The following is a 17,130-nucleotide window of genomic DNA, read 5'->3' on the forward strand; positions in this document are numbered from 1 at the left end:
CCTGGCCCAGTGGCCCTGTCCGACGACAGCAATCGGCCCCTCCTTGGGCGTGGAAGGAGGGGCCGATTGGTCGACCGATGCGGCTACTTGCTACCGCCTGCGCTGCTTGCACCTGTACCGCTTGCGCCGGCGCCACTGCCGCTGCCGCTCTTGCTGGGCTTGGCGGGCTTGCCGAAACCGCTCTTGAGGCCGGCGCCGAACTTATTCAACGACGACTTCAGGTTCTCCCCCGCGGAGTTGATCGCCTTCGTCAGGCCGTCTCCGCTCTTGCCAGGTGTACCAGCCTTCGTGCCACCGTTTGACGTGGTGGTGCCGCCTGAGCCCGTCTCGCTCCCGGTCGACCCGCTGGGCTTTGCGGGCTCACCGGCCGTGCCAGGTGTACCGGTCTTGGTGCCGCTGGTCGTGTCGGTGCCACCGCTCGGTGTGGTGGTACTGCCCGCGGTCGTAACCGGATCTGGCTTCGTTTCGGTTGCGGTGGAGGGTGTTTCGGACGAAGACGAGGCGGGTTCGCCCGCGTCTGGTTTCGTGGCGGCTGGCGCCGTCGCGGCGGGTTCTGCCGGGGTGGCCTTCGTCGGCACGGTCTTCGTCGCCGTGACCTTCGCGGTATCAGGCGTCGCCACCTTCTCGGCGCCCAGCGTGACCGTCGCACCCGACACTGCGGCCGACGGAAGGGCGGACGGTCCAACATCGGCCACCTTCGCCGCGACGGGCACCGGTGCGCCCAGCGCTTGCGCGATAGCTTGGCGAATGCTGATCACCAATGCCGGGACAAAGCCCAGCCCGGGGCTCAGAATCCCCGCAGCTCCCGTCGGTGCATACCCGTTGAGGAATGCGTTGGTGAGCACGGCCGGGGCGTTGACGATCGTGTTCAGGGCCGCCCCGAGGTTGCCGGCGCGCACCCCGTCGTACACCGCTTGCGCGGTATCGACAAACGCCCTCTCGACGCCGCTCACCGTGGAGAGCAGCGAAAGCCCACGCTGACAAGAAGAGTGGGGGCAAGTTTGACGACGTTGGTGATGTTCTGCATAACCTTGCCGGGGATATCCAGTACCCCACTTCCTATCAGTGCAAAGCCGGGTTGTACCACCAGCTGGAGCATGGCGGTGAATGCCAGGTCCAGGCCTCCGTTGATGCTGCCGGCGGCCAGTAGTTGAGCTGCCTGGCGGAAGGAGTCTGGAAGTGCCTTCACAGCCGTGACGAAGCCGTTGCCGGCAGCGCCCAGCGCCGTGGCGGTGGTGTTCGCGTAGCCGAGCTGGTTGACGATGATCTGTTTCAGGATGGGAGCCGGGTCGGCCCACACCTGTTGACCGAGGCCCGAGAGGTTGTTGAACGCTGCCGTGAGGACCTGCGCCCACTCGCTAATAGGGTTAGCCGACGCAGTCAACGTCGTCGCGACGCTCGATACCGGGACCGCCGGCAGGTGCACCTGCTGCGGTGCCACCACTATCGGTGACAGCGCAATGGCACTCGCCCCGATCAGCGCCACACCGCTGGTCATACCGGTCCGGACACACGTTTGCATAACTCCCCCTCAGTAATCGGTAACCTGCACCCGCAAATTACTTCAAACCGATCACCGCGTGGGGCGAATTGCGCCGGAAATATTCGTTATTTCATATTGAAATTTATCGACAGAAAGTTAATCACAGAAAGTAATCAACTACATAAAGCTATTGCCGCAAAGATATTGCACTAACGAATATCAACCATCCTGAAAATCCGCGAGACGCCAGACCTCGGAAACGAGGATGCAGGCATGCCGAACCGGCCTCGAAAGCAAACCCACCAGCCGCGGGTGGCGCTTGGATGTCGCCGATCTAGAGTCGGCCGGCCGCGAAATCGGCTGCCTGCGTGACCTTTCCGGACTGTACATAAGAACCGTGGGCACCGACGTCGAAGCCGCCGCCCACCCAGCAGATCGGGTCCCCCTCGGCGCACTGATCGATGGCATTGGCGACGTACTGCGGCGCCAACTCGGGCAGCGGTCCGCCGGCGAGCATGCCCGCGAAACCGGTCCGCGGCGCACCGAACAGCGCGGTGGCGGCCACCCGACTGGCAGTCTGCGGCGACGTCGAGTTGGTGGCCCCTTCGATGACCGCCGCCCCTTGCGAGTAGCCGCCGAGCACCATCTTGGTCTTCGGGCAGTTGGCGGCGGTGGACTCGATGACCGACCGCGCGGCGTCGATGCCGGCGGGGGTGCTGACGGCGAAGTCGTTGCTCGCCGGGTAGTCGACCGGCGTCGCTTCAACGGTGCGCGGCGCCACCCGGGCCCGCAGGTCCTCGACGAAGGGACGACCGACACTGCCCAGGCCCGGCGGCTCGGTGGTGCCGCGGGCGAACACGACCTGAACGTCGGGGCACGGTGCGGCGATTGCGGCTGGTGCGTAGGTCGGGATGACGGGGGCGAAGGCGGCGACGGCGGAGAGCAACGCGAGCTTGCGGGTCATACCGACCGATCGTAGGACGGTGGCGCAGCTTCGCAATGGGTTTGGTCCGTCATCAGAGCGGCCGCGAGGTGATCTCCAGCCAGGCTTGGAATTCCATCTTTACGCGGCGCCGTTCCAGCCGCCGGGCATGCGAGCGTTCCATGGCCAGTCGCAGTCCCTTCGGCGGGGCCGAAGTGCCGGTCCGGTAAACCGTTGGTGCCGAACGGGTTCCATGAGCTTTCGATAACGGCGGCGCCTCTTTTCGATCCGGCAACCGAGCGGGGTGGGCGCGGCGCAGGTGGGTCGCCGTCACCTCGCACGCGGCGCCAACGAGTAGCACCAACACTGCCGCCACTTCGTAGTCCGCGTACATCATGATGGCGCCTTCTCTCCCGTGCTCACCGCACCGGCGCACGGCCTGGGCCTTCGTCGGCTGAGAATTCGAACTGTTGACGCTCTCTACGATTGTCCGTCAAACCGCACCGCGATATAGCCCGAAGAGCGATCTTTAGTGCGAGATGGATCGAGTACCAGCGCGCCCCAGCGATGCGGGGTGATCAGACCTTCGTGGCGCCCATATCGAAGGTCAACTGCGTTGCCGTGACCGCTCGTGACAAATCTGACGCCAGGTAGATGACTGCATCGGAGATGTCGTCGACGCTCGCGGCCGCTCAGAAACGGCTGCAGCCAGCCTAGGCAATCGTGGTGCCGATGAGGACAGTCAATTCGCCGGAGTCGGCGGCGTTGCCGGCCGGCTGCGCGAAGATGTGTCCCGCGGATCGAGCGGTGTCACTGAATTCAGTCGACGAGATAGTCCAAGATTCAATCGGCGTGCAGCGCTGGAAGATTCCGCGGTCATACCAATCCTTCAGCACCGGGGCGGGTGGGGCGTATGCGACCTGCGCCGGATGTGGGCTGCTGTCAGGTGGGCAGGTACCCGAGCTGTCCTTCATCCACGTCGGATCGCCCTGGATTCTGATGGTTTTCATGAACTGATCAAAGTCGGGTCGCGGCGCCATGAAAGCGGCTTTGACGGTTCGGGCCTCCGAGCCCCACGTGGTCGTGCTGACGGTAGCGGCCAGCGGCGCGAAACTCGCCGGGACGCGAGCGTGGACGAAAGTGGCGTTGAGCTGTTGAGCAGCCTGGTCTTTCGGGATGTCCTTGGTTTTATCGAGTTGATCGGTTGCGCATGCGGCGGTTGCCAGCACCACGAAAGCGGTCATGGCTGTGGCTGCGATCCGGTGGGTGATATCGGTGGTGGTGCTCATGTCATGGCATCCTTCCCTGGACGCGCTGCACACTGCCGGATCCGGTGACGAGGAAATCTTGGGCGATCCCGACAGCTTGCAAGTCGTGCGCCATGTTGGAGATGTTGTGGCTGAGGTCCGACGGCATCGGGGATGTTGTCGCGAAGTTGTACCAGTCCATGACGTCGTTGCGGTAGTTGGCGGTGTAGGTGCCGTCGGGGTTCATCGTGATCGTGTACGCGGTGGAGACCGAGTAGTGACCAAGCGTACGAACCTCGTCGCCGTCGCTGCCGGCCACTACGGCCCAGGGAGTAGTTCCGGACAAGGTGACCGGCTTTCCTGTGCTTCGTGCTTGAGCAAGTGCGTCGCGGGTGATCGACTGCAGATTCGTGTTGACCTGCGCTGCAGGCGTCGCCGCGAGGTCGTTGTAGCCGTTGGCGCTGTCGCTGAGCCACCGGTCGACGACATCCGCAGGTAGCGCCTTCGGCGTCCCGGTGTTGTCCAGGTAGTGGTCCAGAAATGCGGCAGCATTGGTCTGGTTGTTGCGGAGCATCTCCAGTTCGGCTGCGGCGACTGCTTTTTGTTTGAGGCCTTCGGTTGCCACCGATGTCCACCGGCGATCCCCTCCATGCTGCCAGGGGTCATCATTGGCGACCGGGGTTCGTGGCGGAGGCAACGCGGGATCGGGACCGGGTGCAGCAGGACTTGGAGTGCCTTGGGGCAGTTCGAGACTGAGTGCCCGAGTAAGGTCGTCGTCGATTGTATTCGCCTCTGCGAGCGCTCCGGCGACGCGTCGCTGTAGGTCGGCCATCTGCTGCTGGTAGGCCATCGAAGATGCCAGCCGATCAGGGTCGGTGGGGGCAACTTCTCCTGTGGCGCGATTGATGGTGAATCCCTCGGCGCGCGCGTCGCGGTCGATCGCCGCAACTGTGGCTTTGAGGCCCTCCACATCGTCGGCGAGCTTCCCGCACGCTGCAGCGGCCGCCTGCATCAGCTCGGAATGGCTGCCCAGCTGCGAACTCAAGCGGTCGAGCGATACACGTGCAGAATCGCTGGCCTGCCCGGTCCAACTGGCGACGATCGGCAGGATCGCCAATCCAGCCATGACCTGCTCGGCCGACGATCCGCGGCCAGCCATGGCGTCGGCGACCTCGTGGATCGCCCACGGGCTCCACTTGTCGACGTCGGAGAGGGAGACAGTCATGCTCGACTCGTGATGTCAGCGGGGCGCCGGTCGAACCGCCGGTCCCATCTCACGGGCCAGAGCATCGGCGGAGCTCGCGTCCGATTGACTGTAACGCTGCGAGGCGATGCGGAAGTGCTCGCCCATCGTCTCAATGTGACGGCATAGATCGTCGGTGACGGCCTGCATTTCGGCGAGCCGGGCTTGCAGCACCAAGGCCGATGTTCCGACCCATCCGGCCCCGGCGCTGTCGATCGCGGCGTTCGCAGCGGCGTGCGCTACCTGCAGATCACGGCCGTGCATATCCATATGATCCGCGGACAACGCCAAATCAACAGGGTCCACACGCAAATCAGACACAGTCCCCCCGGACAAGTTGTGCCGACGCTGAATCACCGGCTGAAGAAATGCTACCTGGCGTTCAGATCGCGTTCCGGCATCAAAACCTGGCGCGGCCCGCCTGGTCGAGACACCGAGGGCTGCGCGGGCCGTTTACGCGATCACGCTACTCACAAGACTCAGCAAGGCTGAGCCGAATACCGATTCGCGACAACTTTGTGCCGAGAGTTGCCGGCCTATCGAAGTCCACCTCATATCCGCTACTGCCAATACTCTCGACCGCCCAAGCACAACATCTACCTGCAGCACATCGAACCGTGGCCAAGGGTTGGTGCATCCAATCGACCGACTCCAGGGCGAAAAGCTAGCGGTGTACGGGATAGCGGTACCCGTTCGCCGTCGGTGGTTGCGCATTGACGAGGCCAACGGGCTGAGCCGGCACGCCGTGTGCGCCGGGTCCAGCCAGAATCAGGCCGTGGCCGAACGAGATTCGCAGGCGCAAGTCGAACCGGGCCTGGCGTTTGATGACTTCGGTCCGTGCGATCTCCAACGCCGCGGTGATGGTGCAACGCCCGGATTCGACAGCCGCGATCCGACCTTGCTGAACGACCAAAACTACCAGGTCCATGTCGAAGCAGACGGTCAACTCCACCTCGACGGTGCCGGCCGGCTTGCCATTGACGAAAACCTGGACGGTCCACGGGTGGCTGAATTCGATCTTGTGCGTCACCAACTTCACGGTCTCCCGGGCCGCTGCATTGTCGTGCGTCCGGCGGGCAGCCGCCACGAGCTCATCGAACTTCTTCCATCCGTCGACGGCCAGAGCGAGCAGGCTCAGCGAGAGTTGTTCATCAGTCTGTCTGGCCACCTCGCCCTCGACGAGCGGCGTCACCCCGGGGAACCGCGCAACGAGGTTGTTGATCGTGCCGCTCTGGTGCAGCGATTCGGTCAGCGCCCGAGTCGGTTCGACCACCGCATCGCAGTACAGGAGGTCGCGAACGGTCACCGTCTCAGTCAACGCGGATGCGATCATCATCCACCCCTCTCAAGGTCACGACATCAGGCTTGGAATGCACCGCCACGCGGATGGCGAGCGTCGCCTCACCGGCCGCCGGCGTCGCACGCAATGTGACAGTGGCAGGACCACCGGGTCGCGTGACCACCTGGACCCACGGGGGCCGAAGTGCGCGCCGGCCGAAGTGGACGGCCGCGGCCAGCAGCAACACCGCAAGGACCGCGGCGACCAGGACGAGCGGCCACCACTCATGCGTCTGCGACGGGATAATGGGAGGCGGTGGCACCGTCGGGGGCGTGGCTGGCGGTGGCACCGGAAGTCCTACGGCCACAATGGCGAAATCCCCAGTGTCCCAAGCTGATCCATCCGCGCACGAGGCACGCACTGTGTGACTACCCACTGCGGCATCGGATGGGACGGCAAACCATGTCGCGAAGTGGCCGTTCCCGTCGAGAGCCACCTCAAATCGGGGCGGGGCACCATCCCACGACAGCTTCACCGTCCGCTCGTGGTCGGCACAGAGGAACTGCGAGCCGACGATGCGCACCGCATCTCCCCCATGCCCTTGCGTGGGGTCGAGCGAGATCGACGCCGCCGCGGCTCCCTGGTTCGTCACCGGGCTGACGACAGTGAACTGCTGACTGGCTGCGACGTCGGGATCGTCGGCGCAGGCGGCCAGCACCGTGTACTCGCCAACGGACGCTGACGCGGGAACGGTGAACGGGACACGGAAAGTGAAAGGCGAGGCGTTGGTCGACGGAGACTTGTCCCCGTCCCAGAACAACTGCACGTCGCCGCTGTCCGGGCAGGCGAAACCCGTACCCGTCGCCGTCACTTGTGATCCTGCCGTTCCCTTCGGGGTGCTCAAAGTCAAAGTGGGCTTCGGGGTTTCGACCACTGTGAAGGCCGCAGATGCCGACACTGGCAATTTGCGCAGGGACCCGCATACCGCGGTGACGGTATGTCCGGTTGCCGGGCCATCCGGAACGGTGAACGCCAGGCTGCCGACGGCGGGGTCTACGGCCTTGGCAGTCAAAGGCTGGCCGTCCCACTGGAGACGCGGAGCGTCGACACACATCCCGAAGCCTTTGGGAGTAACGGTCACCTGCGAGCCGGCGGGACCTTTGCCGGGTTCCAGTGTGAGGCTGGGCTTCTCGGTCACATCGATCGTGAACGACGCCGGGGCGACCGTGCGGGCCCCATCCAGGAGTCTGCACACAGCGGTCACCCGGTGCACACCGGCCGGACTGTCCGGCACCGTGAACGTCAGACCGCTGCCGGCGGACAGTGGCCCGCCGTCCCAGAGCAGGTGTGGGGAGTCCAGGCAGTAATCGAAGCCTGTGATGGTGGCCGTCACCTGAGTTCCCGAGCCGCCGTGCGATGGCGCAAGCGTGAGGGTGGCTGAGTCGGCGGCCGGCGCGGGTGCCGCGATCACCGGAGGTAACGCCTTCAGCGCGGGCGAAGCGTTCGTTGTGGGCGAAGCGTTCGTTGTGGGCGCGGTCGGCGTCGTAGGTGTCGACCCCGTGTCGGCGAACACGACACCGGCGCCTCCGAACAGGATCGTCAACGCGATCGCGCAGCCGAGTGCCGGCACACCCGCGTAGCGGCGAGGAAGTAGCGCACCCATGGCGGTCCACCTCCTCTCACGAGGAAGCATCACGCGACGGCGCGCGACCATCACGAGTACCGCGCTACTCGTTTCTGAGGTAGGTCGCTCACGGAAGGTGGAGTGATGCAACCAGGGCAGGCAATGTGTGGGTGCCCCCAGTCGGACTCGAACCGACACTTGGCGGATTTTAAGTCCGCTGCCTCTGCCAATTGGGCTATGGGGGCGGGCACCGAGTCAACCGGCGCCGCCATGACGGTAGCGCCCGCCAGTCCGACCGTACGCAGCGGTCCGGCCGAGATCGCAAGATCAACCACAAGTTGAATTGCACGAGAACACTCGTCTACGAGTTGAGGCCTGCTGATATCGATGCTTCACTGGGGAGATGGCGACTTCGCCGACCACACCGAACCGGCAGCCCGATGCACACGACGCGGGCGACAGCCTGGCTGAACGCATCAACGCGCTCTTCGACGCGCATCGGCGTCCCGACGGCCGGATGTGGACCAACGAAGAAGTCGCGACCGCCCTCAAGAAGGCCCATCCCGAAATCAAGGTCGGCGGCGCTTACCTTTCCGCGCTGCGCACCGGCAAGCGGGCGCGCCCCGGCATCGACCTGCTCGGTGCGTTGGCCGACTTCTTTCAGGTGCCGTTGTCGACCATCACCGATCCAGTGCGGTCGCATTCACTCGACGAGCGGCTCGGCGCACTCGATGAATCCGTGCGCGACGATGTCGAACTGATTGCGTTGCGCGCCATCGGCCTCAACAAGGAGAGCCTGGAAACCGTTGCCGCCGTGCTGGATCACGTGCGCGCGCTGCAGGGCCTGCCGACCATAGCCCCCACGAAAGCCGAACGGTAGTCATGGACGCGTCGTGCGGCGCAGCAACAGTTCTGCGATCGACGCGCGAACTCAAGGCGATTCACCGTGACTGCACACGCAAGCTGGTGGCTTTGGGGCTGGACAAGCTCACCACGGTCGATGACATCCGGGCGATCGCCAGCACGAACAGCGGGCGTGACATCCAGCTGCTGCCGTATCGCTTATCGGGCAGCGGTGTGCACGGCATGTTGGTGCGCACCGGCCCCACCGACTACGTGGTCTTCGACAGCGAGACCACCACGATGCACCGCGAGCACATCATCCTGCACGAGCTCAGCCACGTGCTGTGCGGCCACTCCGCCGCCGGCCCAACCGGCCCCGCCGAAGTGCTGCGCCGGGAGAACTACCTGGACCGCCAGGAGATCGAGGCCGAAACACTCGCCTCCATCATGGGGCAACGGGTCAGACGCGGTGCACCGCAAACCGTCTCGCTATCGAACGCCAACTTGGGACGCGTTCTCGCGTCGCTGAGACTCGAGGGCAATTCAGCGAGGCCGTGATGTCTTCGGTGGCCCAAATGCTCGAGAACACGGCCTTCAGTTATGCAGTCTCCGCAGCGTTCATGTGGGGCGCCGTCGTCGTGGTGGCCCTGGCCATCAGCCGGTCCCCCGTGCGGCCGCCCGCGTCCATAGCGCTGCTGATGTCGTTCCTGTTCAAAGGAATTGCGGTCACACTTTCCATTCCGAGCGTGTCGGCATGGCTGGACCGGGCGATCGGGGTGCACAACATCTGCCGACTCATCCTGAGCCTGACCGGGGGCATGGCGTGGACTGCGTGTGTCCTCGCGGTCATCACGTTCTGGGGCGAGTCCGGCCGCCGCGCCTATCGCCGATTGCGCCTGTGGATCGTCCTGGCCTGCCTGGCGGCGGTCGCGTTGATCATCTGCTGGATCGCCGCACCGGAGGCCGAACTCCCCGTAGATTTCTACGCCGCGCACGGAGGCGAACCCGTCTGGGTCACCTACATGCTGCTGTACCTGGGCACGTATGCCCTTGGCGCAGTGATCATTATCGTGCGGTGCCTGCAGTACGCCCGCTACCACGAGGTGGCCTGGCTGCGGCGCAGTCTGCTGCTCACCGCCGCCGGAGCCGCGCTGTGTCTCGTCTTCTGCCTGCTGCGTGCGGATTCGGCCATCTACGGCCTGCTCACCAACCGCAGTATGTCCTGGCAGCACCTGGCACCATTCGTCGCCGCGGTGGGGCAGGTGCTGATCGCCATAGGTCTTGCGGGACCGTCCTTTTCCCAACTGGCCCGCGCAGCAGTCCGCCGCGTACAGACCTACCGGTGGCACCGGCAACTGGAGCCGCTGTGGACCGCGCTCTACGAAGGCAATTCACACATCGCTCTCGCGCCGCCTCGGGCCCCAATCGGCGATCACGACTATCGGCTGTACCGCCGCATCGTCGAAATCCGCGACGGACTCAGCGCCATCCGTCCTTATGTCTGCAATGACCCCGCAAAAACCTCAGCGGCGCAACAAATCCGCACCGCCATTGAACATCAGCGCACCAGGCAGATTCCGGTCGGCGATTCGCATGGCCAGATCGCCGGTGAACCGTGGGGAACCGAGCCGACCAACGAACTCAGCTGGCTCCTCGAGGTCTCGCGCGAGCTGCGGGCACCGGCGATCTCGCGGCAGTGAATCAACCGACGGCGCTGAGCTTCTCGATATCCGGGAATTCTGCCAAGCGGAAGAATGCCTCGGCCCGGTCTAGAATGCGGTCACGCATCGCGATGGTCTGCCCGTGGTCGGCGCCCTCGAGCAGCGTGAAATAGGCGCGCGGCATCAGTGCCGCGGCATGGCGGGAATCAGCCAATCGCAACATGTCTCGGGAACCAGCGAAGAACAGCGACGGCGTCTGGACCTGTGCCAGCACGTCCTCAGCAACCCCGGGTTCGGCATCCCACTGCCGCATCAAGGCGACGAGCCCCCGCGCGCCGAGGGCATCGACCGTGGCGCGAAATCCCGAGCCCATCGTCGTACCGCGATGCTCCTGCCAGCCCCGCACGAATCCCTCGACGCCCCACTTCTCCGTCACCGCAATGGCATCGGGGAACATCACCACGTTGACCGCACCGCGTTGCGGCCGGGACGACGAGCCGGCGACCACCAGAGACGCGAGCCGTTCCGGCGCGACCGCCGCCAGGGTCAAACCGATGCGACCTCCCAGCGAGTACCCCAGGTAATGCGTCTGAGTGATCCCGAGGTGGTCGAGCAGTGCGCACACGTCGCGCACCGACGCCTGAATGTCGTACCCGGCGGGGTGTTCGGGCTTGTCGCTGCGCCCGTGGCCGCGCACGTCGATGGTGATGACCCGGTAGCGCTGCGCCAACTGCGCTACGTAGCCGTGCTTGGACCACACTTTCGAGGACTGCAACGATCCGTGCACGAGCAGCACGTCGCCGCATGCCGCACCGGGACGTCGCCGGCCCCAGGTCTGATATGCAACTCGGGCGCCATCGGGACCGTTGCGCCGCAGGAAACCTGTTTCGGTGGCCGTCATTTCGACGGGAACGGCTGTGGATGTGAGCGTGGACATGAGTGAGGGCGCCTTCCCAACACAGTGAGCACTGCCGGACGTAACCGCGCGCGACGCTGCGCATCACTCAACTGACCGTTACCAGATTGAGTAACTAATCAACTGTCCGTTGAATTCGCTCCTACGTCAAGTCGAGAGCCGCAAAAATGCCGTTTCAGAACGTGGCCCGGGCGCCGGCACTGACCACACCGAGCACTTCGGACGCCTGGAGGGGAGGGCTGAGGTAGAACCCCTGCAACACATCGCATCCGAAATCCCGCAACTGAGCCGCAGATTCGGCGCTCTCGATGCCCTCGGCGACGATCCCGAAACCGAGCTTGTGCGCGAGGTCGATGATGGTGCGCACCACCAGCGCGGCACGATCGTCGACCGTGACTCGGGCGATGAAGTCGTGGTCCAGCTTGATCTCGTCGACCGGCAGATCGGACAGGTACGTCAGGGCGGAGTAACCGGTGCCGAAATCGTCGAGGGCGATCCTGATGCCGCGATCGAGCAGGCCCGTCAGCACCGTTCGGGTGTCTTCCATGTTGTCGACGAACAGGTCTTCGGTGATCTCGACCGCAAGGGCCGACGACGGCAGCCCACGGTCGTCCAGCGCCTGACACAGGTGGTCCGGCAGGTTCAAATCGCTCAGCAACGGCGCGAAAAGGTTAACGGCCACAGGCACTTCCGCCCCGGCGGCGTACCACCGGAGCGCATCATCGAGTGCCATGTTGACGACCAGCCCCGTGGCCTGTTCCATCAGACCGTGCTCACGCACCAACGGCAGGAAATCCGCGGGCCGCAATAAGCCGCGGTCCAGATGACGCCACCGCAGCAATGCCTCGACCCCAACGACAGCGGCCGTGTGCGCATCGAATTTGGGTTGATAAACCAGAGAGAGTTCGTCTCGCTCGATCGCCTGGCGAAGGTCCATGAGGAGTTCAGAGATGGCTCGCTCACCCCCGCCCCGCATCGAAGCACGCGACCGCATCAGGCAGTGTCGCTTGAGGCAATCCTGACCCAATGTCTCGCGCGGGTCAATCATTGCGCTCTGGGTAAAGCGGACCGCGCCGCCTCGCCTCACCGGCCCTGACGTGTAGTTGTTCCGTCTGATCGTCGTGCACGTCCGCGTCATTCGGCCCGACGGAGCAGCAGCGACCGTTCCGCCTCGTTGGTGCTGAGTTCGGCGGCACGCGTGAATGCCGCCGACGCCTCGGCGGTTCGACCCAAGCGCTCCAACAGATCTCCGCGCACCGCGTGCGGCAGCGGCGATCGTGGCAGCGGATCCGGCCCGAGCGCGTCGAGCACCGCCAGTCCCGCTTCGGCCCCATACGCACGTCCGTGCGCCACCGCGCGGTTCACCTCGACGACGGGACCCGGCGCGGCGAGCGCCAGCACGTCGTACAGGTCCGCGATCCGCTGCCAATCGGTGTCCTCGGCCCGCATCGCCCGCGCATGACACGCGGCGATGGCCGCCTGCAAGAAGTAAGTCCCGACGGGCGCACCCGTCTCAGCGAGCTGCTCGGCCCGGGCCAGTACCTGGAGACCACGGCGCCGCAGCAGGTGATCCCACCGGGCCCGGTCCTGATCGTCCAGCAGCACCGGCGCACCGTCGCGGTCCACGCGAGCGGGAATCCGCGACGCCTGAAGTTCGAGAAGTGCTTGCAGCCCAAGTGAATCCGGGATATCCGGCACCATGGCAGCCACCATGCGCGCCAGCCGGATCGCTTCGAAACAGAGGTCCGGGCGCGTCCAGTCAGCGCCGGTCGTCGCCACATACCCCTCGTTGAAGGTGAGGTAGATGGCGGCCAGCACGTCATCAAGGCGGGCGACGCGCTCGGCCCCCACCGGCAGCTCCATGTCCGCACCGACGAGGGTCTTCTTCGCACGGCTGATCCGTTGTGCCATGGTCGGTTCGGGCACCAGGAAGGCTCGGGCGATCTCAGCGGTGCTCAGCCCCGACACCAGCCGCAGCGTCAGCGCCGCACGCGACGCCGGGGCCAGGCCCGGGTGACACGTCAGGAACATCAGCCGGAGCACGTCGTCTTCGATGAAGTCGACCTGCCCTGCGAAATCGGGCATGTCGACCTCCTCCAGGCGGTGTCCGATCTCCTCGGTCTTGCGGCGCAGCGTCTCGGCGCGACGGATGTGATCGATCGCGCGGCGCTTCGCCGCCGTCATCAGCCACGCGGCGGGGTTGGCGGGAATTCCACTCGCGGGCCATTCCTCCAGCGCCGCGACCAGCGCGTCCTGCGCGACGTCTTCCGCGAGTTCGATGTCGCGGGTCATGCGGGTCAGCGCCGCCACGAGGCGCGCCGATTCGGCGCGCCAGGCGGCGGTCACTGCCTCGGCGCCGGCCGAACCGGCACCCCCGATATCGGTCACCGCCAATCAGGCGCCCGGTTCCTGCTCGCCCACGGGACACCCGGTGGCCTCGGGGCCTTCGATCAGATGCAGCTCAACGCGGCCTTCCCACTCGGGCCAGTGCTCCCGGTGCAGTTCAGTGAAGGAACGGGCCCCCTCGACGGCCTCGGCGTGGTTGCGGTACTCCAGCATGGCGAACCCGCCGATGATCTCCCTGCTCTCGGTGAAAGGTCCATCGGTCGTGCTCATCTGGCCGGAACGGACCTGGTAGCCGATACGGTTCTCGCCCTGCCCCAGCCCCCCGCCGTCGAGGTAGATGCCGTCCGCGGCGTTCTTGCCGACGTAGACCTCCATCGCATCCATCAGGGCCTACGGAGGCGGACCCTGGTTGGGATCCATGATGACCAAACCCATGTAGCGCATTGCCTGACCTTTCGTCGTTGTGTCAATCCTTCACACACACGTCGAACGGCGGGGGCGGATTTCGACACGGCGCACGAAAAGAATTTTGGCGACACAACGTGCCCCTGAGAGCGTCGCCGAGGATATATAGGCGCAGCGACGCTGTCAGCGGCACGTTGTGTCAGCGCCGAGCAGGTGACGGCCTCGGTCAGGCCACGGGGACGACGGCCTGGCGCACCGGCTCGCTGCGGTAGCGCGAGGCCGGACCGTCGATCCGGAACAGCCGCCACAACACCTTGGCAACCGGGTTCATCAGGCCGGTGTCCTCGGCGAGCATGCGCACGTCACCGTAGAACTCGCGCAGCATCGTCCTGGATTCCGGCGCACGCCAGAAGATCTCTTTCTTCACCGACTTCGGAATGTCGAATTCACGCCAGAAGACGCGGGGCGGCTTGGCGATGAGCGAGGCCGCGACCCGGAAGCCCAGCGGATAGAACAGCGACAGCACAAAGCGGTTGAACGGCCGCATCTCCGGGATCCGCCGGCGCAGGAACTCGTGGGCGAACGAAATGTGCCGCGCTTCCTCGGCGACATGGATCGCCATGACGCGCTCCATGATCGGGTGTATCGAACTGCCTTCGCGCAGAATGGATTTCTGCATGTGGTCGATGGGCTCCTCGCCGCAGAGCACCATCATGAAGAAGAACGCCGGCATCGGGCTCGCGAACAGTGGGAAGAGCCAGTTGATCCATTTGACCCAGCGCGGCAGGCCCGGGACGTCCACGCCGACGTGGTTGACCATCTCCTGGAACATCAGGGTGTGGTTGCCCTCTTCGTTCGCTTCGTGCAGGCAATACCGGTATTCGGGGCTGCCGTTGGGCACCCAGAAGGTGTAAGCGAGCAACCCGCGGATCAGCATGCTCTCGAACTGCTGGCCCGCCTTGGCGACGTTGGCCTGGCGCCACATGCCGATCGCGATCTGCTTGTCCAGCGGTTGCGCCTGATACCAGGCGCTCATACCGATGGGGTCGCTCTTGGCGAGCACCCAGCGCGGATCGTTCTCGGTCACCCGGAACTCCGGCGAATCCCACGAAACGTCCAGGTAGGGGTTGAAGTTTCGGCGCACCGAACCCGCGGAAAGCGTCTCCAGATTCGCGCAGTAGTCGACGTCGTCGCGCACGTCCATGCCGGCACGCCACCGGCGGATCATCTTCGTAGCTGCCATGACGTCAACCTCCCACGCGCGCACCGTTGCCCGCCCAGTTATATGGGACCCCCGGTCCCACATGATTGTCAAGGGTCGCTTCGCCGCCGAGCTTGAAGAAGATCGCCAAACGCCCGATCGTGACCATCAAGTTCGCGTTCGGCGAGTGGTCGCCCTAGACGTCCATCTCGATCAGCACCCGGCGCAGCAGCTTGCCGGTGGTGTTGCGCGGCAGCTCGTCGACGAACACCACGTCGCGCGGCACCTTGTGCCGGGCCAGATTGTTCTTGACGAACGCCTTGATCTCATCGGCGTCCTGCGCCGCGCCCGGCTTCGGAACGATGAAGGCGCGCAACCGCTTTCCCCATTCGACGTCATCGACGCCGACCACCGCCGCGTCATAGATGTCGTCCCGCTCGGCCAGCAGTTCTTCGATCTCCTGCGGGAACACGTTCTCGCCACCGGAGACGATCATGTCGTCGTCACGGCCGTCGACGAACAACAGCCCGTTCTCGTCGAAGTGCCCCATGTCGCCGCTGGACATGTAGCCGTCGATGATCTGCTTGGTCCGGCCGTCGGTGTAACCGCTGAACGGTGCGCCATTACGGACGAAGATGCGGCCGCGCTTGTTCTTCCCGGTGATGCGCCGGTCGTTCTCGTCGTACAGCACCACCTCGCACGTCACCGGCGCCCGCCCGGCCGTGCCCGGGGCGAGACGCAGTTCGGCGGGAGTGGCGACGCTGGCGATGGCGCATTCGGTTGAGCCGTACAGGTTGTGGAGCACATCGCCGAAGGTGTCCTGGACCCGGTTGGACAGTTCCGGACTCAACGCCGACCCCGCGATCAGGATGGTCTTCAGCGACGACGTGTCGTACTTGCCGATGACCTCGGGCCCCAGTTCGACGATCCGGTGCAGCATCGTCGGCACCGCGACGAGCATGTCGGCCCTGTGCTCGGCGATGAGCTGCAGGGTCCGCTCGGCGTTGAACCGCCGGGCGGTCACCACCTTGTTCCCCAGCGCGGCGCCGACGGTGTAGGTGGCCCACCCGGTGCTGTGGAAGATCGGCGAGACGATCACCATGGTCCCCTTGCGGGGGAACGGAATTCGGTCGATGATCTGCGCCGAGGCCAACGGCGACACCGAGCTTCGGGGCGCACCCTTCGGCAGGCCCGTCGTGCCGCTGGTGAGGATCACCGAGCCACCAGCCTTGCTCGGCGGGGGCAGCGGCTCGGTGGAGTTGGCCGCGACGATCGCGTCGAGGGTCTGCGCCGACTCGGGCACCTCATGGCCCTCGTCCACCCAGGTCAGCACACGCGGCATGTCCGCGGGCAGGGCGTCGAGCAGACCGAGGAACTCGCTGTCGTGCAGCACCACCTTGACGCCTTCGCGCTCACAGACCTGAGCGAACTGCGGTTTGGCGAAACCGGTGTTCATCAGCACCAGCCGGGCCCCGAGCTTTCCGCACGCCACCATGGCCAGGATCAGGCCACGATGGTCGCGGCACAGCAGCCCGACCACGGAGCCTTCGGTCACGCCCAGGCCCTGCAGGCCGCGGGCCAGCGCCCACGACTGGTCGTTCACCTGCCGGTAGGTCAACGTGCCCCGTTCATCCACCAGCGCCGGCAGCCCCGCGTACTTACGTGCGCCCTGGATCGCCATGGTCGCCTGCGGGCCGAATATCGGAGCGTTCTTCGCCGTCTCGATCATGACCCCGGGGTTGGCGAGGTCCAGGAAGCCGGTCTCGAACAGCCTGCGTAGCGCGGTTGCGGATTCCGCTATGCGGCCCAGCTTCTGCTGCACTCCACCGACGACGTCCAACACCACATGCCTCCCGAGGTTTGAGGGGTGATCGGCCCCACACTGCATGGCACGTTAGCCGGTTGCGCGCCCACGCGACATCAACTGCTTACGACTCCCACCGGCCGGGCCGCCCGTAAA

At 65.3% G+C, this 17,130-nt stretch carries 18 protein-coding genes, 1 tRNA gene and 1 pseudogene; 3 read left to right on the plus strand and 17 right to left on the minus strand.

Going from position 1 to position 17,130, the window contains the following annotated elements:
• Positions 1–83 precede the first annotated feature (83 nt).
• From ACJH7A_RS12055 to ACJH7A_RS12105, 11 genes and pseudogenes are all read right to left on the minus strand, one after another.
• A complete protein-coding gene (locus ACJH7A_RS12055) occupies positions 84–953 on the minus strand; it encodes a hypothetical protein (RefSeq protein ID WP_406802023.1) in 870 nt (289 codons plus the stop codon).
• Positions 950–1,498, minus strand: coding sequence for a hypothetical protein (locus tag ACJH7A_RS12060; RefSeq protein WP_406802024.1), 549 nt, complete (start codon positions 1,496–1,498; stop codon positions 950–952). Before ACJH7A_RS12060 ends, ACJH7A_RS12055 begins: the two co-directional genes overlap by 4 nt.
• A gap of 319 nt (positions 1,499–1,817) precedes the next feature.
• Positions 1,818–2,447 carry a cutinase family protein gene (locus ACJH7A_RS12065; protein WP_406802025.1) on the minus strand — a complete coding sequence of 210 codons (630 nt, stop codon included), beginning with the start codon at positions 2,445–2,447 and terminating at the stop codon, positions 1,818–1,820.
• Positions 2,448–2,499: 52 nt separating this feature from the next.
• Positions 2,500–2,802 carry a hypothetical protein gene (locus tag ACJH7A_RS12070; RefSeq protein WP_406802026.1) on the minus strand — a complete coding sequence of 101 codons (303 nt, stop codon included), beginning with the start codon at positions 2,800–2,802 and terminating at the stop codon, positions 2,500–2,502.
• Positions 2,803–2,983: 181 nt separating this feature from the next.
• Positions 2,984–3,091: pseudogene (locus ACJH7A_RS12075) on the minus strand (SDR family mycofactocin-dependent oxidoreductase); the annotation flags it as partial.
• Positions 3,092–3,118: 27 nt separating this feature from the next.
• A complete protein-coding gene (locus ACJH7A_RS12080) occupies positions 3,119–3,694 on the minus strand; it encodes a hypothetical protein (RefSeq protein WP_406802027.1) in 576 nt (191 codons plus the stop codon).
• Position 3,695: 1 nt separating this feature from the next.
• Positions 3,696–4,877, minus strand: a complete 1,182-nt coding sequence (locus ACJH7A_RS12085; RefSeq protein WP_406802028.1) for a hypothetical protein — start codon at positions 4,875–4,877, stop codon at positions 3,696–3,698.
• A gap of 15 nt (positions 4,878–4,892) precedes the next feature.
• Positions 4,893–5,201 carry a WXG100 family type VII secretion target gene (locus ACJH7A_RS12090; protein WP_406802029.1) on the minus strand — a complete coding sequence of 103 codons (309 nt, stop codon included), beginning with the start codon at positions 5,199–5,201 and terminating at the stop codon, positions 4,893–4,895.
• Positions 5,202–5,559: 358 nt separating this feature from the next.
• Entirely contained in the window at positions 5,560–6,201 is a 642-nt protein-coding gene (locus tag ACJH7A_RS12095) for a hypothetical protein (protein ID WP_406802030.1), read from the minus strand.
• A gap of 4 nt (positions 6,202–6,205) precedes the next feature.
• The gene (locus tag ACJH7A_RS12100) at positions 6,206–7,837 is read right to left on the minus strand and encodes a hypothetical protein (protein ID WP_406802031.1); all 1,632 of its coding nucleotides are present in this window, start codon (positions 7,835–7,837) and stop codon (positions 6,206–6,208) included.
• A gap of 132 nt (positions 7,838–7,969) precedes the next feature.
• A tRNA-Leu gene (locus tag ACJH7A_RS12105) sits at positions 7,970–8,043 on the minus strand.
• Between the two features lie 158 nt (positions 8,044–8,201).
• Here ACJH7A_RS12105 and ACJH7A_RS12110 point away from each other — a divergent pair.
• The 3 genes from ACJH7A_RS12110 to ACJH7A_RS12120 are packed head-to-tail and all read left to right on the plus strand — an operon-like array spanning position 8,202 to position 10,341.
• Positions 8,202–8,678 carry an XRE family transcriptional regulator gene (locus ACJH7A_RS12110; protein WP_212812839.1) on the plus strand — a complete coding sequence of 159 codons (477 nt, stop codon included), beginning with the start codon at positions 8,202–8,204 and terminating at the stop codon, positions 8,676–8,678.
• A gap of 2 nt (positions 8,679–8,680) precedes the next feature.
• A complete protein-coding gene (locus ACJH7A_RS12115) occupies positions 8,681–9,199 on the plus strand; it encodes a hypothetical protein (RefSeq protein ID WP_406802032.1) in 519 nt (172 codons plus the stop codon).
• 8 nt (positions 9,200–9,207) lie between these two features.
• The gene (locus ACJH7A_RS12120) at positions 9,208–10,341 is read left to right on the plus strand and encodes an MAB_1171c family putative transporter (protein ID WP_244872981.1); all 1,134 of its coding nucleotides are present in this window, start codon (positions 9,208–9,210) and stop codon (positions 10,339–10,341) included.
• Position 10,342: 1 nt separating this feature from the next.
• On the opposite strand, the gene ACJH7A_RS12125 is transcribed toward ACJH7A_RS12120, so the two are convergent.
• From ACJH7A_RS12125 to ACJH7A_RS12150, 6 genes are all read right to left on the minus strand, one after another.
• On the minus strand, positions 10,343–11,239 hold the full coding sequence (locus tag ACJH7A_RS12125; RefSeq protein WP_406802033.1) for an alpha/beta fold hydrolase: 897 nt from the start codon (positions 11,237–11,239) through the stop codon (positions 10,343–10,345).
• A gap of 154 nt (positions 11,240–11,393) precedes the next feature.
• On the minus strand, positions 11,394–12,266 hold the full coding sequence (locus ACJH7A_RS12130) for an EAL domain-containing protein (RefSeq protein ID WP_406802034.1): 873 nt from the start codon (positions 12,264–12,266) through the stop codon (positions 11,394–11,396).
• Between the two features lie 86 nt (positions 12,267–12,352).
• The gene (locus tag ACJH7A_RS12135; protein ID WP_406802073.1) at positions 12,353–13,597 is read right to left on the minus strand and encodes an RNA polymerase sigma factor; all 1,245 of its coding nucleotides are present in this window, start codon (positions 13,595–13,597) and stop codon (positions 12,353–12,355) included.
• Positions 13,598–13,612: 15 nt separating this feature from the next.
• The gene (locus tag ACJH7A_RS12140) at positions 13,613–13,948 is read right to left on the minus strand and encodes a YciI family protein (protein WP_406802035.1); all 336 of its coding nucleotides are present in this window, start codon (positions 13,946–13,948) and stop codon (positions 13,613–13,615) included.
• Between the two features lie 247 nt (positions 13,949–14,195).
• Positions 14,196–15,212, minus strand: a complete 1,017-nt coding sequence (locus tag ACJH7A_RS12145) for a diiron oxygenase (RefSeq protein WP_406802036.1) — start codon at positions 15,210–15,212, stop codon at positions 14,196–14,198.
• Positions 15,213–15,366: 154 nt separating this feature from the next.
• Positions 15,367–17,013 (minus strand): acyl-CoA synthetase, encoded by a 1,647-nt coding sequence (locus tag ACJH7A_RS12150; RefSeq protein ID WP_406802037.1) that lies wholly within the window; start codon positions 17,011–17,013, stop codon positions 15,367–15,369.
• Between the last annotated feature and the right edge of the window lie 117 nt (positions 17,014–17,130).

This window comes from Mycobacterium sp. SMC-17 (genome assembly GCF_045310915.1).
GTDB lineage: Bacteria > Actinomycetota > Actinomycetes > Mycobacteriales > Mycobacteriaceae > Mycobacterium.

Bases quoted from the DNA above. Each gene is read 5' to 3' on its own strand.
- ACJH7A_RS12115 (WP_406802032.1), top strand. From the start codon at position 8,681: ATGGACGCGTCGTGCGGCGCAGCAACAGTTCTGCGATCGACGCGCGAA.
- ACJH7A_RS12100 (WP_406802031.1), bottom strand. From the start codon at position 7,837: ATGGGTGCGCTACTTCCTCGCCGCTACGCGGGTGTGCCGGCACTCGGC.
- ACJH7A_RS12130 (WP_406802034.1), bottom strand. From the start codon at position 12,266: ATGATTGACCCGCGCGAGACATTGGGTCAGGATTGCCTCAAGCGACAC.
- ACJH7A_RS12140 (WP_406802035.1), bottom strand. From the start codon at position 13,948: ATGGATGCGATGGAGGTCTACGTCGGCAAGAACGCCGCGGACGGCATC.
- ACJH7A_RS12125 (WP_406802033.1), bottom strand. From the start codon at position 11,239: ATGTCCACGCTCACATCCACAGCCGTTCCCGTCGAAATGACGGCCACC.
- ACJH7A_RS12080 (WP_406802027.1), bottom strand. From the start codon at position 3,694: ATGAGCACCACCACCGATATCACCCACCGGATCGCAGCCACAGCCATG.
- ACJH7A_RS12070 (WP_406802026.1), bottom strand. From the start codon at position 2,802: ATGATGTACGCGGACTACGAAGTGGCGGCAGTGTTGGTGCTACTCGTT.
- ACJH7A_RS12110 (WP_212812839.1), top strand. From the start codon at position 8,202: ATGGCGACTTCGCCGACCACACCGAACCGGCAGCCCGATGCACACGAC.
- ACJH7A_RS12085 (WP_406802028.1), bottom strand. From the start codon at position 4,877: ATGACTGTCTCCCTCTCCGACGTCGACAAGTGGAGCCCGTGGGCGATC.
- ACJH7A_RS12145 (WP_406802036.1), bottom strand. From the start codon at position 15,212: ATGGCAGCTACGAAGATGATCCGCCGGTGGCGTGCCGGCATGGACGTG.
- ACJH7A_RS12060 (WP_406802024.1), bottom strand. From the start codon at position 1,498: ATGACCAGCGGTGTGGCGCTGATCGGGGCGAGTGCCATTGCGCTGTCA.
- ACJH7A_RS12065 (WP_406802025.1), bottom strand. From the start codon at position 2,447: ATGACCCGCAAGCTCGCGTTGCTCTCCGCCGTCGCCGCCTTCGCCCCC.